Raw genomic sequence first — 15,232 nt, forward strand, 5'->3', positions numbered from 1 at the left:
GTGATTGAATGCAAGAATTGATTTTTTATTTTATCGAAAACCGAGCTGCATTGTACCTAGCAGTTGGGCTTTTTAGTCTATGTATTGGTAGTTTTCTCAATGTTGTTATTTTTCGTACGCCAAAAATGATGGAGCAAGAATGGCATCAGGAATGCCAAATGCTGCTTCATCCAGAGCAACCACTTATTGATCAAAGTAAGTTAACACTAAGCCAACCTGCCTCAACCTGTCCTCAATGTAAATCCCCTATTCGCTGGTATCAGAATATACCTGTAATTAGTTGGATCATACTTAGTGGTAAATGCGGTTCCTGCCAGAATCCAATTAGTATTCGCTATCCATTGATTGAACTTCTCACCATGGTTTGTTCATTAATCGTTGTAGCAGTATTTGGTGCAACCATTCAGATGCTCTTTGGTTTAGTCCTCACATGGGTATTGATCACACTCACTTTTATTGATTTCGATACACAATTGCTGCCAGACCGCTTTACGCTTCCTTTGGCAGCACTAGGCTTAGGAATTAACAGTTTTGCAATTTATACAACTGCCACGTCAGCGATTTGGGGTTATTTGATTGGTTTCCTCTGCCTATGGGTCGTTTACTATCTTTTTAAATTGGTAACTGGTAAAGAAGGTATGGGATATGGTGACTTTAAGTTGCTTGCTGCCTTGGGTGCATGGATGGGGCCTATGATGCTTCCGCTTATTGTCCTGCTTTCCTCAGTCGTGGGTGCGATTATTGGTATTATTCTCATGAAGATACGTGGTGAAAATCAGCCCTTTGCCTTTGGTCCCTATATTGCGATTGCAGGCTGGATCGCATTTTTATGGGGAGATCAAATTATGAAAGTCTATTTAGGTGGTTAATATGCGTTTTATCTTGGGCATTACAGGCGGGATTGGCAGTGGTAAGTCAGCCGCCACGCAATGGTTTGAATCCCAAGGTATTCGCGTCATTGATGCTGATGTTGTGGCAAGGGAAATTGTTGAACCAGGCCAGCCAACGCTACAGAAAATTCAACAGGTGTTTGGCGACTGGGTAGTATTAAAAGATGGTAATCTAGATCGTCGAGCACTACGTGAACATATTTTTCAGTTCCCTGAAGCTCGTCAGAGCCTAGAACAGATTACTCATCCTGCTATTCGCCAATCCATCATCCAGCAGTTACACCAAGCAGAAAGCCCCTACGTGATTCTGGTTTCACCCCTGCTCTTTGAAACCAACCAACATGAACTGGTCCAACACACCTTGCTGATTGATGCAGACGAACAAACCCAGTTACAACGTGCCAGCCAGCGTGATGGGCAAACTGAAGAACAAATACGAAAGATTATTGCAGCTCAAATGCCCCGTACTCAAAAACAACAGCTCGCCAATGATATTGTGCTGAACGATGGACTACTTGAACATCTGCACAAACAACTCAAACCATTGCACCTAAACTATTTACAGCGGGCTGAGCAGATCGGCTAATCCTGTTTCTGTTGAGACAACTGGGCCGTTAATGCATCTTTACGGAACCAGCGCCATGGTTGTAACGCACCAATACCCATACCCACCAATCCACACATAATCGCTGGACTCAAAGGTTCATTTAACAGCGGTACAGCAATGACAGCAGCAATAAATGGCGCCAAGGTCACAATGCTTCCCGTTTTAAATGCACCCAAACGTTCAATTGCAGCAACATAAGTCAGGGTTGCAATAATCACCACCAAAACACCATGAAATACCCCCTGTATCAGCAAATGGACAGGCTCTGCTTCCTGAAAATGTTTAGGAATAAACAGGATATAGATCGGTAAATAAATCAGTGCTGACCAAATCGCCACACTTGCCATTGAATGCCAGGCTGATAATTTCCATTGTTTTAACAATACAGTGAAGATGCCCCACCAAACCGCACTCAGAAAAAAGAGAATATCGCCAAGGCCAAAAGCAGAAGCCTGCTCATGCAACATCAGGTAGCTCATCAGTGCCAGAGCACTCAACATAATGATGAGACTGAGCCAGGTATGTTTGTCAAAAGGCTGTTTAAACAATAAATAAGCAGCTACGGCAGTACACAGTGGAATACAACCATTGAGAAAAATTGCGGCATGCGCTGCGGGTGCATGTAAAAAAGCAGTATAAACCGTTAGACAGTAGGCCAACCCACCAGTTAAGGCCAAAATAATTGGACGGGGATGCCACAAGAATGCCAAATCTTTTTTATACACCAGCACAGGCATGAGAATGATAAAAGCAATCGCAAAACGCATTGCCACCAAGTCCCAGGCACTGACATGCCAGTGCAGATTTAAACGGGAGAGAATGGTAAAACCACCCCAGATGCACATGGTGATACAGACAAACAGATAGCCTTGCGTGCGAGCAGTCATTTTTAATTACATTGACGATAATTGTGTGAATTATACAGCATTACGCTGACGGCATGCCTCATAAAGTGTCATCCCTGTCGCCACACTGACGTTTAAACTTTGTAAATCACCAGACATAGGGATATAAACGGTTTGGTCACATTGCGACTGGGTTATAGGTCTTAATCCTGTATCTTCCGCCCCCATCACAATCACCACTGGACCGTTAAAATCACACTGTTGAATAGGCAATGCCTTTTCATCCAGCATTGTGCCAATCACACGGGTATGTGTTGTCTCTTTGAGATGTGCCAAAGTGCGAGCCAAATTGGTGACCTGAATAAACTTCACTTTCTCGGCCCCGCCCGCTGCAACTTTACGTGCTATCGGGGTTAAACTTGCTGAACGGTCACGCGGCACAATCACGGCTTGCACCCCCATTGCCGCCGCAGTACGAATACAGGCTCCCAAATTATGCGGGTCCGTCACCTGGTCCAATGCCAACAATAAGGCATCAGGTGATTGCTGCATCAACTGGTCCAGATCTTTTTCATTTAAGGTTGGATGTGGACGTACAGCCGCCACCACCCCCTGATGAAATGGCAGACCTGCCAGTTTTTCCAGACTGTCTCGGCTGGCTTTCTGTACGCTAATTCCAAAAGGTTCAGCCAACTGCAAAATCTTTTGCAAACGCTGGTCATCACGCCCTTTCAAGGTGAATAAGGTCAAGACTCGTTCAGGCTCCAACTCCAGCAATGACTCCACTGAATGAACGCCATAATAATATTCAGGTTTAGCCATGAACGACCTCTTTAAGAAAGCGGAATATAAAAGGAGATTTCCTAAAAATAAAAATCCTGCAAAGTGACTTTACAGGTAAGGAGCTGTTATAGCTCCGCAAGGGAACTTAATAAAAAATCCTGCAAAATGACTTTTACAGGATTTCCATTAAATCTAGTGTACCCGATTTAGACAGGAATAGGTTAGCCTTCTAAATGGCAAACGTAATCAAGGACTTCATCCGTCTCAATGTCAAACTTGCTATTTCCAGGCACATAGAAAGACTGTCCCGCACGGAACAATTCACTTTCAGTGCTGTCAGCGATTTTAACCCGACATTCACCCGAAATAATCTCCATACGCTCTGGCACATGGGTCGCAAAGGTTAAAGGCTGTTCAGTGGGTAAAATCACACCTAAAGTCTTTTTTGTACCGTCTTCAAACTGTACTGTATGACTGATACATGCCCCACCAAAATACACATTCGATTTTTTGATGACCGTTACATGATCAAACTGCACTGAACTCATGCGTACTCTCCAAATAATGCCGCATTTATATTAGATTATGCTGGACGTAGTTTAATTGTGCCATCGCAACTAATCAATCCATTTCCTTATGCAAAACTAGCAATTTTTATTCCCATATTTAGTGCCTGTTGATTTTATTTTTTTAATATTGCCAAGCGTAATTCACTCTTGTCGCTACGATAAAACTTCTTTATCTTTAAGCAAAATATTCTGTGCATTGGATGCATTTATGCTCACCCATTTAACTTTAATTAATTTTGCACTTGCCGACCATCTGGCACTGGACATTGAACAGGGTTTCAATGTGCTGACTGGTGAAACTGGCGCAGGCAAATCGTTATTGTTAGATGCACTCTCCGCATGTCTGGGGGAACGTACCGACACCAACTATGTACGCTATGGGGCGGATAAGGCCGATGTGACCGCTGTTTTTAGCTATAAACCCGATAGTGTAGAGGCTAAATGGTTGGCTGAGCATGAACTGGATGAGGATTCAGGTGAGATTCATTTAAGACGCGTGATTTTTGCCACTGGACGCAGCAAGGCGTGGATTAATGGCCGTCCAAGTAGCTTGGCTGAACTCAAGGAAATTGGACGTTTGTTGGTCCAGCTCTATAGCCAGCATAGCCAACAGCAGTTACTTGAACCGCCCTACCCGAAACACTGGCTCGACCGTTATAGCAACTTTGCCGCTCCCGCCGATACAGTACGTGATGCCTATGCGACATGGCAAAGAAATATTAGACAACATCAAACCGCATTAGAAGCTCAAACTACCCGAATTCAAAGAATACAATCCCTTGAATCACAGATAGAAGAACTGGAAGATGTGATTCAAACCGATTATCGAGAGATTGAACAGGAATTTGACCGCCTTAGCCACCATGAACACATTATGCAGGACTGTGGTTATGGCCTAAATGTGCTGGATGAGGCTGAGCAAAACATTACGCAGGAAATCGCTTCCATTATTCGTCGTTTCGAGTCGCATGCGGGTCGCAGCGAACAGCTTTCCAGTATCTACAATTCACTCTTAAATGCACAAAGTGAGATTGATGATGCCACCTCAAGCCTACGTCAGTTTATTGACCGTCAAAGCTTTGATCCTGAGCGCATGGAACAGCTCAATGCAACCCTGGAAATCTTTCACCGCCTTGCACGTAAATACCGTACCCAGCCTGAACTGCTCAAACAGGAATATGAAACCTGGCAGCAGGAACTGGAGCAGCTACATCAACTGGAAGATCCTGAAACCTTGGCGGAGCAGGTTGAAACCTCCTATCAGGAGTTTATGCAACAGGCACGGCATCTGGATAAAATCCGTCGTGAAGCTGCCATTCCATTGGCGAAACAACTGACTGAGCAAGTCAAACCACTGGCATTACCAGAAGCATATTTTGAGTTTAAGTTTGAACCTCTGGAAGCAGCCAATGCCGAGGGTCTAAGTTTTATTCAACTCTTATTCACGGCCAACAAGGGTATTCCACCACAACCGCTGGCCCGTGTTGCATCAGGCGGTGAACTGTCACGTATCGCCCTGGTGATGCAGGTCATGAATGCTGAAAAAACCGAATCTGAGGTGTTGGTATTTGACGAAATCGATGTCGGGATTAGTGGTGGTACGGCTGAAGTGGTGGGGCGTTTATTGGCTGACTTGGCACAGCACGTACAGTTGCTTTGTATCACCCATCAGGCCCAGGTTGCGGCACAGTCTGACCAGCATTTACTGGTGAAGAAACAACAGACCGACCCCGCCAGCAGCACCATCATTGAACTGGATGAAGAACAGCGTATTCTGGAGCTTGCCCGCATGTCTGGTGGTGTTGAAATTAGCGAAACCACCTTGCAGCACGCCAGACAGTTACGTCAGCTCAAATTCCAGTCAGCCTAGCTTATGCGACAAAATATCAGAAAATGATTGGCGAAATCCGATCAACTCTTGTATGTTGATAAAAACAACCTATTATTTAATCCCCCTAAATCCCCCTTTTTAAAGTGGGACTTGTTTTGATGGAGAACCGCCTAGGTGACGAAACAATATTTAACTCACCGTTGTCTTATCGCTCCACCAGACATGGCAGATGACTTCTTTGCAAACACAGTCATTTATGTTGCTCGTCATGATGAGGATGGTGCTCAGGGCATCGTGATTAATCGCCCATCAAACCTACAGATCAGGGAACTTCTCAACGATTTGGAGATCGATGCAGACAACGTACAGCCACATGCGGTTTTGCAGGGTGGCCCTTTACGTCCTGAAGCTGGCTTTGTGCTGCATACGGGCCAACCAACCTGGCACTCGTCGATTGCGGTTGGAGAGAATGTCTGTATCACCACCAGCAAGGATATTCTGGATGCGATTGCCCATAACGAAGGTGTGGGGCGTTACCAGATTGCGTTAGGCTATGCGAGCTGGAGCAAAAACCAGCTTGAGGAAGAAATTGCACGGGGTGACTGGCTAATCTGTGAATCCGACATGGACCTGATTTTCAACTTGCCTTATGACGACCGCTGGGATGCCGCCTATAAAAAAATTGGGGTAGACCGTATCTGGTTTGCTTCCGAGATTGGTCATGCCTGATATGCAAGCGTCCCAATCCATCATGGCTTTTGATTTTGGTACCCAAAAAATGGGGATGGCAATTGGTCAATCCACTATTGAAAGTGCCACTCCCCTGCCATTATTTGCCATGAAAGATGGTATTCCTGACTGGAATCAATTGTTAAAACTGGTCAGAGAATGGCAACCAAATCTGTTTTTGGTGGGTTTGCCATTGAATATGGATGAAACTGAGTCTGAACTGTCAGCGCGTGCGCGTAAGTTTGCACGGCGTTTACGCCATCAGACCAATATTGAAACATGGATGGTGGATGAACGTCTCACCACCCGTGAAGCAAGGCAAGAACTCGAATTTTATCAGGAACAAGGCCGAGCCAAACGTTTATCAGCGGATAGTTTTGCTGCTGCACTACTGATTCAAAGCTGGTATCGTGATCCTGCTGGGATTATACCTTGATCATTTTTCAATAATTCTAACCGTTGCTGTTCGTCCTGAAACAAAGGCCAACGGATTCTGTGGTTGCTCATCCAGCACAATTTTCACTGGCACACGCTGGGCCAAACGTACCCAGCTAAAGGTGGGATTCACATTTGCCAATAAATTGGAGCTACCTGAACGCTCACGATCTTCAATTCCCATTGCAATGCCCTGCACATGCCCACGAATTTTCTGGTGATCTCCCATGAGCTGTACTGTGGCCTGATCTCCCACATGAATACGATTGAGTTTGGTCTCCTCAAAATAACCCACCACATACAGTTGATGACGATCAAGCAAGGCCGCAACCGCCTGCCCCACTTTCACATAATTACCGACACGCAAATCAAAGTTCGATAAGGTACCATCCGCTGGTGCAACCACTTCTGAACGCTGTAAATTCAACTGCGCCAAATGTAGATTGCTATTGGCAACCTCAATCAGGGCCTGTTGCTGCTGAATAGCGGCATTGGCCTGCTCAATGCTTGCCACCAGTTGCTCTCGCTCGGCAATGGCCTGATCACGCGTTGCAAAAACCTGATCCTGTTCCTTTTTGGAAATCGCACCATCCATCAGGCTGGCATAGCGTGCCGCATTCTTTTCCGCCAATTTCATATTGGCTTCTGTCTTGACCAGACTGGCTTTGGCACCTGCCAGATTTGCATGTGCCTGAGCCAATCCTGCTTTGGCTTTAGCCAGATCAGACCTGGCCTGCTCAACATCAAGTGCCTGACGTGCAACATCAACCTTAAAAAGCACCTGCCCCTTTTTCACGGTCTGGTTGTCCTGTACCAGTACCTCTGTCACCAGACCATTGACATCAGAGGCAACCTGAACCACATCGCCACGCACACGTCCATCACGCGTCCACGGTGCGGCATTGTAGTAATTCCATAAATGCACCACCGCATAAACCGCAATGAAAACCGCCACCAGTAATACAATCGGACGTATGACTTTGCGCACATCAAATGCATTCATGTTGATCACCTTTCACACTTATTTCCAGCTTGTTCAATTTCATGAAGAATCTATTTAAAAACCTTATATCCACAACCAGACAAACAGCCCATGCACCAGCAATAGCAACCCCAGGTAGAAGCACAGATTGAAAATACTGGGCAGTGCAATCCAGCCTTTCACCACTAGACGGTCAATCAATGGACTCATGACCTTAAACAACACATAGGCAATAATGGCCTGCACCAATAAGATAGGAAAATAGATCCCATAAATATTCATTTCACCCATGGGACACACCTAAGCCATACATTTCCGAATACTTCTGTTCTGTTGAAATATGCCCAATACTTTTGCAAATATTGTTAAGGGAAATCAGCAACCGTTGACGCAATTGCCTATCTTCAATCTGTTCTGCAATGCCCTGTAAGACCTCTATCTGCTGCACAATCTGTATTGGAAAATGATTCAGCGAAAGCTGCGCCTCCTGTGATTGAAAGTATTCAGCAAGCTGCTGTTGCAATAGCTTGACGGCATACTGTAAATCATCGAATTGAGGCAACTTCTGGCTGATTTCCTGCAAACGCACCAAATCAATAATTGAACTACTCTCAATCAATGCATTCTGGATTGAGGTCTTGATCTCTGGATTCTGTACCATCTTGGTATTCAGCACCCCAACACGGTCCAGCATGCTGCGTAAATGAATCTTGAAGTCACTGCCATAGGACAGGTTAATTGCCTGACGCATGGCCTGGTAATGCAGGGCCAAAATTCGGGTCGCGCTGGTGTCGGGTGAAACGGCACGTACAAGGTCAATCACAATCAGTGAAACCAATACCCCCAGAATCATTGCAAATGAGCTGTCCAGATAGGACACTGCATCAATGGTGTATTTATTATGTAGATTCAGCCCCATCATGGTGTTAATTCCAAGCACCATACCAATCGGCATCAGCATCTGATTGGCCATCATTGTGACAGCCACCAGAAACACTGGGAATAAAACCAAGGCCAGTTGCCAAAATGCCGTGATATGCGGAAATATCCCAAAGGCATATACAAACACCAGACCCGCCGAGACAATACTGCCCCAAATGAAAATCCGCAGTACAGGCACAGGATTGTCCAAAGCCGTTAAGATACAGGCGGTAATTGCACCCATCTGCGCCATCATAAAACCTGCTTTCCAGCCTGAAAGAATCCATGCGGCAGTGACAATAAAGGTAATCAAGACCGCACTGATTCCACCCCGAATCGCAATACCATGATCGCGGTGCAAACTTGGATATTTGGTGGTCATTGCCGTGATTTCCGCAGGAATCTCTTTATTGCCTTGCTGAATCTGTTGCCACAGCAGCTTCACTGCCAGAATATTGGTAATAAAATGGCGCACATCCATCTTCAATGCAGCCAATACAATTTGCTGCTCAGGCGTTGCCATCAAGATCAGTTCGGCAAAATCCTGTTCAAACCTGTTTGGCAAGCCTTGCAAATCCATAGCCGTTAATGTTCGTTCCTGCTTTAAAAAAGCCAAGGCATCCTGACGAATTACGTTTAAATGTGGCGAAAGACTGGTCAGTTGCATTTGCTCAAGCTGTTTGACCCGCTGGGATAAGGCGACAAGGTTGGCAACCACCAGTGAAACCTGATGCAGCATTTCCTGCAACGGTTTGGTCATGCCTTTGAGTTCACCTTTTTCATAGGCTAGATGCACCGCCAAGGCATGGATATCCGAGGCATCACGGGTAATTACGGACAAAACCTGAGTGTAACTATCTGGCGACTCCTGAATCATCACCAGCTTCTCAAAAGTACTTTCCAGATCATTCAGGGTTTTATTGACACGCTGCTTAATCATAGCACCCACATGAACGGGAAAGAATGTGGCTGAAACCACAGCGGTTGAAATGACCCCCACTGAAATTTCCAGTACACGGGCCAAAGCAATATCAAAGATATTGTAAGTGTCCATATAGGTAATGGCGTTATAGACAATCATTGCGGTTGAGTATCCCGCCAGCATAAACACGTAACTACGTGGTGTGCGGTCCAGCAATGAAATATATAAAGCAAAGCCAACCCATAAGGACAGCACAACGGTAAACAGCCACGGCGTATTAATAAAATGTGGTGTCAACAGCAAGGCAATCATTGCCCCTGCAAGCGTACCAATCAGGCGGTAGACACATTTTGAGGACACCATGCCTGAATAGGGATTGGCAATGATCATCACTGTTCCAATCGACCACATTGGATTAATCAAATCCAGCTCAAATGAGACAAACAGCGCCAACATACCTGCCACAAATGTTTTGCAGGCAAAAATGAGGTCAAGTCGGCTCGGGCGAAAAGCCAACAACTGTTTAAATAACATGAACGTGTCTCAATTCAGGATCAGTCTACCGCCCCGATCATCTACCTCACATATAAACGTGACGGCAGAATCAGCCAATCTGGAAACAACCAGATTGCTTTGACAAGGTGAGAACTGATGATTTGAAGTGATGCACAATGATTGGAGTTTTTGCAGCATGAGCCTAAAAATAATTATCCAATAAAGACATTGCACTGACAATTTTTTCAAAACCCAGCACATTAGTCAAGACAAATTATCACTATTTGATAATTTACAAATTTAATTTAAAATAATACTTTTAAAACACCCTGATTTTCTCAGCAGAAGCATTAATTTAATCTTGCCTGCCGATCAAGTCCAAAAGTCCATATCCGACCTTAAATTTTTCTGTTATAAAGCAATAAAAGTTCGGTTTTAAGGTTATTTTAAGGAGTAGATGTCTCATCATGGCAATTTCGAGTTTTGGTAAAATTCTCACCGTGCTGGACTTGTTTTCAGTTTCACGCCCGATTATCAATGTCGATATCATTTGTGATGAGCTCGGTCTTTCCAAACCAACCGCCTACCGTTACCTCAAGGAACTGGTGTCAACTGATATGTTAAAGCGGATCAGTGGTACATCAGGTGACTACACTTTAGGTTCTAAAATTGCCGTACTGGATTATATTTCACACAGTACCGACCCATTGGTGCAGATCAGCATCCCCTTTATGCGGGATATTGTGGAACGTACCGAACTGTGCTGCCTGCTGACCTACCTAAACCATGACTATTGCATCGACCTGCACCATGAAACCTTTAAGGAAGCGGAACTCATCTCATATGGCAGGGGCTGTCCGCGTCCTGTATATGTCGGAGCCTCTCCAAAAATCGTGATTGCCCATTTAACCAAGCAACGGATTCAGGCCTACTATCAACAGTTTACCCAGGAACTATCTCAGGTTGGCTTTGCCCATAATGCTGATGAGTTTATGCAGCAGATGCGAAAAATTAAGAAACAGGGCTTTTATTTATCACAGGGTGAGATTGACCCGATGGTTTGTGGCCTTTCAGTGCCAATTCGTTTCTCAAGCAAGGAAGCACCCATTGCATTGACGTTGGTTGCCTCAAAGAACCGTTTTGACTTTCTGAACATTCAAAAGCTGATTGAAATCTTGCAAGGCAATGCTGCACAGATTGAGCATAAATTTGCCACCCTTTCTGAAAGTCAGGGAAATTAAACCTGAGAATATTAAAAAATATTTACATTTTTATGCGTTGTAAATATCAACAAATTCTCATATGATGATTCTTTTCTTCAGCATACTCTCCCCAAAAGAGCATGACTTTTCCTTAGAGTTAGAGAACTAAGCTCATCGTTGTTATGGGCTTTTTTCTTGTCTGTTTTTTATGATCAAATATAAAAAAGCCTTTCAAAAGAAAGGCTTTCATTTATACAGCTCTACAGAAAAATAGTTAAGGCTGTTTCAGATAGGGCCATGCTGCTTTCATATAAATAAACATCGACCACAACGTCAAAATTACTGCCGCATAAAGCAAGGCATAGGCCCACATTTCCAGTGGTTTCCAGTTTAATAGAAAGACACTGATCGCAATCATCTGGAAAGCGGTTTTATATTTACCCACAGTCGACACTGCCACACTGGTACGGGCACCCAGTTCCGCCATCCATTCACGTAGCGCAGACACGGTGATTTCACGGGAAATAATCACGATCGCCGCAAAAGCCATTGAAATGGTCGGTTGCCATTGCACCAGTACAATCAATGCCGCCGCAACCATCAACTTATCGGCAACAGGATCAAGGAAACGTCCAAAGGCAGAGGTCTGATTCAGTGTTCTGGCCAGATAGCCATCAAACCAGTCAGTGATAGCCGCCAGCACAAATATGGCGGTCAATATCACATGACGCATCATTCCCCCATGATGCTCAGCAATCCCAATGGCAGGCGGCCAATAGGCAATTGCCAAAAATACGGGAATAAGGGCAATACGCGCCAAAGTTAAAATATTAGGAATGTTCAGGATTCGCCCTGTGCTCATAAACACCGCCATGTTGTTCGCATCCAATACATATATTCGCTATAAATATAGGATGTGCTGAGATTGTATCCATCATAGGGTCAGTTGATATTTCACAGATACTTGCGACAGAGGACATTTTTTAGACGGTACAAGGCATGACTTATGAGATTTAGCTATTCTAAACGAATAAGGCATAACGCAGTAGCGGCAAAAAATGTCCCTGTCCCGCAGGGTTATGGCTAAAACTACCTCAAACTTCGTTATGAAACTTGACAAGGGAATCGCCATTGCCTGCGTTTCATGCCTTGTTTGTGTGGTTTTAGCCTATAACGCAAGGCATGGCTGAAATATCAACAGACCCTTAGCAACTTTATACGAAATACACCGCAGTGTCGATGAACGCCCGTTTATATTTTAACTCATCCGATGCTACCGTTAGTTCAGGCAAATACAGCCACTGTCTGTCTCAGCACAGCGATTAAACGGTTTTCACGGTCCCACAAGTAGGCATATTCGGTTGAATAGCCGTGTTCAGCAAACTCAGTCACCACCTTGTATTTGAACCAGTCCTGAACCTGATTGGCAATTGGATGCAGATAGGTAATCTGCCAGCTTAAGGAACTCGCAGGTGCTGGGGTTTTAAACATGGGCAACACCCCAGGTGGCCAAACGTCCATGAGTGCAAACAGGTCAGCCAACTGCATTTCACGGTTGTCATGACGATGTGGTGCAAAACGGCTCCAACCACCAAAATCTGGCAGTTTACTTCCCGCCATTGGATAGCTTCCCTCAGCCCAACACAGTTCAAATTGCTGTAAACATTGTGGCATCAAGCCCTCAATATAGGCTGTTTTATCCAGTTGCTCAGGACTCGGATAATCAGGAACCTGTGGCAGGTTATGAACATTGATGCGGGATTCACGGGCTGAACCAAAACTTGCCACCAAAATACTTTGTACGGCATCTTCCTGCCACAAACGCACCTCAAGTGTTGTCACTGACTTGCCCTGCCGCAAAATCTCAGCCGTGAGTTTTGCCTGCCCCTCCTGTACAGGGCCAACAAAGGTCACGTTACAGCTTAACAACTGTTTTGCCGTATCCTGCACCACGCTCAGCGCCTTTTGAATGAGAAGCCCAGCAATCAGACCACCAAACACGGTGCGGCCCTGTAGCCAGCCTGATGGAATATCAACCCATTCCTGTTGTTCAACCTGTTGATACAGCGGAAGCAATGACATCATTTTTTCCTAAGCGTTAAAAAATTTATCTTTAAACGTTTTTGTACGGTTGTGAATGATCATTGACGCACCAGTCACTGAGCAATTTAGTCAATTTACTCATGCAGAATTTTATAAATTGTCCGTGCCATCACTTCTCCCAGGCCTGGTACCAGCATCAATTCTTTTTCCGAGGCTTTCAGTACACCCTGAATCCCACCAAAATGAGTTAAAAGATCACGACGGCGTTTAGGTCCCAACCCTGGAATGGCTTCCAGCACAGAACTGCTACGGCGCTTGTCCCGTTTGGCCCGATGCTTGGTGATGGCAAAGCGGTGCGCCTCATCCCGAACCTGCTGGATCAGGTGAAGAGCCTTGTGGTCTTCCGAAAGCTGAATCTTGGTGCCATCGGTAAAGTGCAGTGTCTCCAAACCAGGCTTACGCCCCTCTCCCTTGGACACACCTATCATAAAAGCATCAAGCTGAAGTTCCTGCATCACGTCCATTGCCATATGCAGTTGCCCCTTACCGCCATCAATCAGGAGCAGATCAGGCAACATATTCTTTTTATAGCGGCGGATCAGTGCCTGGCGCATCGCAGCATAGTCATCGCCACCTGTAATATCCTGAATCGCAAACTGACGATAATCTCGCTTTCTCGCGCCGCCCTGATCAAACACCACACAGGAGGCAATCGGTGCCTCACCCATGGTATGACTAATATCAAAACACTCAATTCGGTCAATGGGACGACCCACCACCTGCTCAAGTTGATAAAAGCGTTCACTTAACTCCAAATGGTTGCTGAGTTTGCCTTTAATGGCATGCTGTACATTCATCTGTGCCAACTCTTGCCATTCTGCCCGCGTTTCACGCACTTTATATTTAATCTGCACCTTTTTATTAAAGGTTTGCTGCAAGGCCTCTTCAAGCTGTATTCGGTCAGGCACATCGACATTCACAATCAACTCAGTTGGCACCTCATCCGCCACCTGAAAATAGAAGTTGGCCATAAAATCACTGAGCATCTGGCCCAAGTCATCTCCCAACATATCAGGAAAATAACTTTTTCCGCCCAGCATACGTCCATTGCGCACATACATGATCTGGACGCAGGTTACGCCTGCCTGATGGGCAATCGCCAAAATATCGGCCTCACCCTTGATCTTAAATACCGCCTGCTGTGCCTGAACCTCACGTAGCAAGGCCAAACGGTCCCGATAAAACACCGCTTTTTCAAATTCCAGTGCTTCCGCAGCCTGTTCCATTTTCCCAATCAGTTCCTGATTCAGCTCCTTGGTATCACCCTGTAGAAAACGGATCGAGTTATCGACATCTTCTTTATATTCTTCTGGGCTGATCAGGCCTACACACGGTGCGGTACAGCGCTTGATCTGATATTGCAGGCAGGGACGCTTGCGCTGGGAAAAATAGCTATTTTCACACTGACGCACATTAAACAGTTTTTGCAGAATCAGTAAGGTATCCCTTGCGCTATAGGCACTTGGATAAGGCCCAAAAAACTTGCCGACCTGATGCTTGCCCTTGCCACGTCCACTGGCAATGCGGGGATAGGGCTTGTCTGCCGAAACAAAGATATAGACATAGGATTTATCATCGCGCAGCATAATGTTGTATGGCGGACGATGCAGTTTAATCAGGTTTTGTTCAAGCAGCAGCGCTTCGGTTTCAGAACGGACAACCAGTGTCTCAATATCATAGATACGAGCAACCAATGCCTGTGTTTTGGGATGTTCAATGGTTTTAACAAAGTAACTTGATACACGGTTTTTTAGGTTTTTTGCCTTGCCCACGTACAGCAACTCGCCATCCTTGCCCAGCATCTTATAGACACCTGGCAGTTGGGTCATGTGGGTCAGGATTTTTTCAATGTGTTCACGCGCGTTTGAATTCACAGCAGACTTTCATCATCAGTAATGTTTTGATGATGTAGCCTGAG

At 45.2% G+C, this 15,232-nt stretch carries 15 protein-coding genes; 6 read left to right on the forward strand and 9 right to left on the reverse strand.

Annotated elements, in window-relative coordinates; all coding sequences use genetic code 11:
- Positions 1 to 8: 8 nt before the first annotated feature.
- Positions 9 to 869, forward strand: coding sequence for a prepilin peptidase (locus tag QLH32_RS09210; RefSeq protein ID WP_283266012.1), 861 nt, complete (start codon positions 9 to 11; stop codon positions 867 to 869).
- A gap of 1 nt (position 870) precedes the next feature.
- Complete coding sequence (gene coaE / locus QLH32_RS09215; RefSeq protein ID WP_283266013.1) at positions 871 to 1,476, forward strand: dephospho-CoA kinase; 606 nt, start codon at positions 871 to 873, stop codon at positions 1,474 to 1,476.
- Here coaE and QLH32_RS09220 read toward each other — a convergent pair.
- The 3 genes from QLH32_RS09220 to ppnP form a co-directional block, all read right to left on the reverse strand.
- Complete coding sequence (locus tag QLH32_RS09220) at positions 1,473 to 2,384, reverse strand: DMT family transporter (RefSeq protein ID WP_283266014.1); 912 nt, start codon at positions 2,382 to 2,384, stop codon at positions 1,473 to 1,475. The two genes, coaE and QLH32_RS09220, sit on opposite strands and share 4 nt — an antisense overlap.
- Positions 2,385 to 2,414: 30 nt before the next feature.
- Positions 2,415 to 3,164 (reverse strand): 23S rRNA (guanosine(2251)-2'-O)-methyltransferase RlmB, encoded by a 750-nt coding sequence (rlmB, locus tag QLH32_RS09225; protein WP_283266015.1) that lies wholly within the window; start codon positions 3,162 to 3,164, stop codon positions 2,415 to 2,417.
- Between the two features lie 182 nt (positions 3,165 to 3,346).
- Positions 3,347 to 3,673 carry a pyrimidine/purine nucleoside phosphorylase gene (ppnP, locus tag QLH32_RS09230; protein WP_004680708.1) on the reverse strand — a complete coding sequence of 109 codons (327 nt, stop codon included), beginning with the start codon at positions 3,671 to 3,673 and terminating at the stop codon, positions 3,347 to 3,349.
- A gap of 229 nt (positions 3,674 to 3,902) precedes the next feature.
- Between ppnP and recN the strand changes: the two genes are divergently transcribed.
- The 3 genes from recN to ruvX all read left to right on the forward strand — a co-directional run bounded on the left by recN (position 3,903) and on the right by ruvX (position 6,690).
- Positions 3,903 to 5,564, forward strand: coding sequence for a DNA repair protein RecN (gene recN / locus QLH32_RS09235; RefSeq protein WP_283266016.1), 1,662 nt, complete (start codon positions 3,903 to 3,905; stop codon positions 5,562 to 5,564).
- 135 nt (positions 5,565 to 5,699) lie between these two features.
- The gene (locus QLH32_RS09240; RefSeq protein ID WP_279961131.1) at positions 5,700 to 6,254 is read left to right on the forward strand and encodes a YqgE/AlgH family protein; all 555 of its coding nucleotides are present in this window, start codon (positions 5,700 to 5,702) and stop codon (positions 6,252 to 6,254) included.
- The gene (gene ruvX / locus QLH32_RS09245) at positions 6,247 to 6,690 is read left to right on the forward strand and encodes a Holliday junction resolvase RuvX (protein ID WP_279961130.1); all 444 of its coding nucleotides are present in this window, start codon (positions 6,247 to 6,249) and stop codon (positions 6,688 to 6,690) included. The genes QLH32_RS09240 and ruvX overlap by 8 nt, the downstream gene beginning before the upstream one ends.
- Here the strand turns inward: ruvX and QLH32_RS09250 are convergent, their stop codons facing one another.
- From QLH32_RS09250 to QLH32_RS09260, 3 genes are all read right to left on the reverse strand, one after another.
- On the reverse strand, positions 6,691 to 7,692 hold the full coding sequence (locus QLH32_RS09250; RefSeq protein ID WP_279961129.1) for an HlyD family secretion protein: 1,002 nt from the start codon (positions 7,690 to 7,692) through the stop codon (positions 6,691 to 6,693).
- A gap of 63 nt (positions 7,693 to 7,755) precedes the next feature.
- Positions 7,756 to 7,962: a DUF1656 domain-containing protein gene (locus tag QLH32_RS09255; RefSeq protein ID WP_279961128.1), complete on the reverse strand. Its 207-nt coding sequence runs from the start codon at positions 7,960 to 7,962 to the stop codon at positions 7,756 to 7,758.
- Positions 7,955 to 10,048, reverse strand: a complete 2,094-nt coding sequence (locus QLH32_RS09260) for an FUSC family protein (RefSeq protein ID WP_283266017.1) — start codon at positions 10,046 to 10,048, stop codon at positions 7,955 to 7,957. Before QLH32_RS09260 ends, QLH32_RS09255 begins: the two co-directional genes overlap by 8 nt.
- A 428-nt stretch (positions 10,049 to 10,476) precedes the next feature.
- Here QLH32_RS09260 and QLH32_RS09265 point away from each other — a divergent pair, with 428 nt between their 5' ends.
- Positions 10,477 to 11,250 carry an IclR family transcriptional regulator gene (locus QLH32_RS09265; RefSeq protein ID WP_267981488.1) on the forward strand — a complete coding sequence of 258 codons (774 nt, stop codon included), beginning with the start codon at positions 10,477 to 10,479 and terminating at the stop codon, positions 11,248 to 11,250.
- Between the two features lie 235 nt (positions 11,251 to 11,485).
- Here the strand turns inward: QLH32_RS09265 and pgsA are convergent, their stop codons facing one another.
- The 3 genes from pgsA to uvrC all read right to left on the reverse strand — a co-directional run bounded on the left by pgsA (position 11,486) and on the right by uvrC (position 15,188).
- Entirely contained in the window at positions 11,486 to 12,073 is a 588-nt protein-coding gene (pgsA, locus tag QLH32_RS09270; protein WP_267981628.1) for a CDP-diacylglycerol--glycerol-3-phosphate 3-phosphatidyltransferase, read from the reverse strand.
- Positions 12,074 to 12,495: 422 nt separating this feature from the next.
- Positions 12,496 to 13,293 (reverse strand): thioesterase family protein, encoded by a 798-nt coding sequence (locus tag QLH32_RS09275; protein WP_267981489.1) that lies wholly within the window; start codon positions 13,291 to 13,293, stop codon positions 12,496 to 12,498.
- 95 nt (positions 13,294 to 13,388) lie between these two features.
- Positions 13,389 to 15,188 (reverse strand): excinuclease ABC subunit UvrC, encoded by a 1,800-nt coding sequence (gene uvrC, locus QLH32_RS09280; protein WP_283266018.1) that lies wholly within the window; start codon positions 15,186 to 15,188, stop codon positions 13,389 to 13,391.
- Positions 15,189 to 15,232 lie beyond the last annotated feature (44 nt).

The organism is Acinetobacter corruptisaponis, from assembly GCF_030053775.1.
Lineage (GTDB): Bacteria > Pseudomonadota > Gammaproteobacteria > Pseudomonadales > Moraxellaceae > Acinetobacter > Acinetobacter corruptisaponis.

Excerpts from the sequence above, each read along its gene's own strand:
- QLH32_RS09260 (WP_283266017.1), bottom strand. The coding sequence starts at position 10,048 with ATGTTATTTAAACAGTTGTTGGCTTTTCGCCCGAGCCGACTTGACCTC.
- QLH32_RS09250 (WP_279961129.1), bottom strand. The coding sequence starts at position 7,692 with ATGAATGCATTTGATGTGCGCAAAGTCATACGTCCGATTGTATTACTG.
- coaE (WP_283266013.1), top strand. The coding sequence starts at position 871 with ATGCGTTTTATCTTGGGCATTACAGGCGGGATTGGCAGTGGTAAGTCA.
- QLH32_RS09220 (WP_283266014.1), bottom strand. The coding sequence starts at position 2,384 with ATGACTGCTCGCACGCAAGGCTATCTGTTTGTCTGTATCACCATGTGC.
- ruvX (WP_279961130.1), top strand. The coding sequence starts at position 6,247 with ATGCCTGATATGCAAGCGTCCCAATCCATCATGGCTTTTGATTTTGGT.
- QLH32_RS09210 (WP_283266012.1), top strand. The coding sequence starts at position 9 with ATGCAAGAATTGATTTTTTATTTTATCGAAAACCGAGCTGCATTGTAC.
- QLH32_RS09275 (WP_267981489.1), bottom strand. The coding sequence starts at position 13,293 with ATGTCATTGCTTCCGCTGTATCAACAGGTTGAACAACAGGAATGGGTT.
- recN (WP_283266016.1), top strand. The coding sequence starts at position 3,903 with ATGCTCACCCATTTAACTTTAATTAATTTTGCACTTGCCGACCATCTG.
- QLH32_RS09265 (WP_267981488.1), top strand. The coding sequence starts at position 10,477 with ATGGCAATTTCGAGTTTTGGTAAAATTCTCACCGTGCTGGACTTGTTT.
- pgsA (WP_267981628.1), bottom strand. The coding sequence starts at position 12,073 with ATGAGCACAGGGCGAATCCTGAACATTCCTAATATTTTAACTTTGGCG.
- ppnP (WP_004680708.1), bottom strand. The coding sequence starts at position 3,673 with ATGAGTTCAGTGCAGTTTGATCATGTAACGGTCATCAAAAAATCGAAT.
- rlmB (WP_283266015.1), bottom strand. The coding sequence starts at position 3,164 with ATGGCTAAACCTGAATATTATTATGGCGTTCATTCAGTGGAGTCATTG.
- QLH32_RS09255 (WP_279961128.1), bottom strand. The coding sequence starts at position 7,962 with ATGGGTGAAATGAATATTTATGGGATCTATTTTCCTATCTTATTGGTG.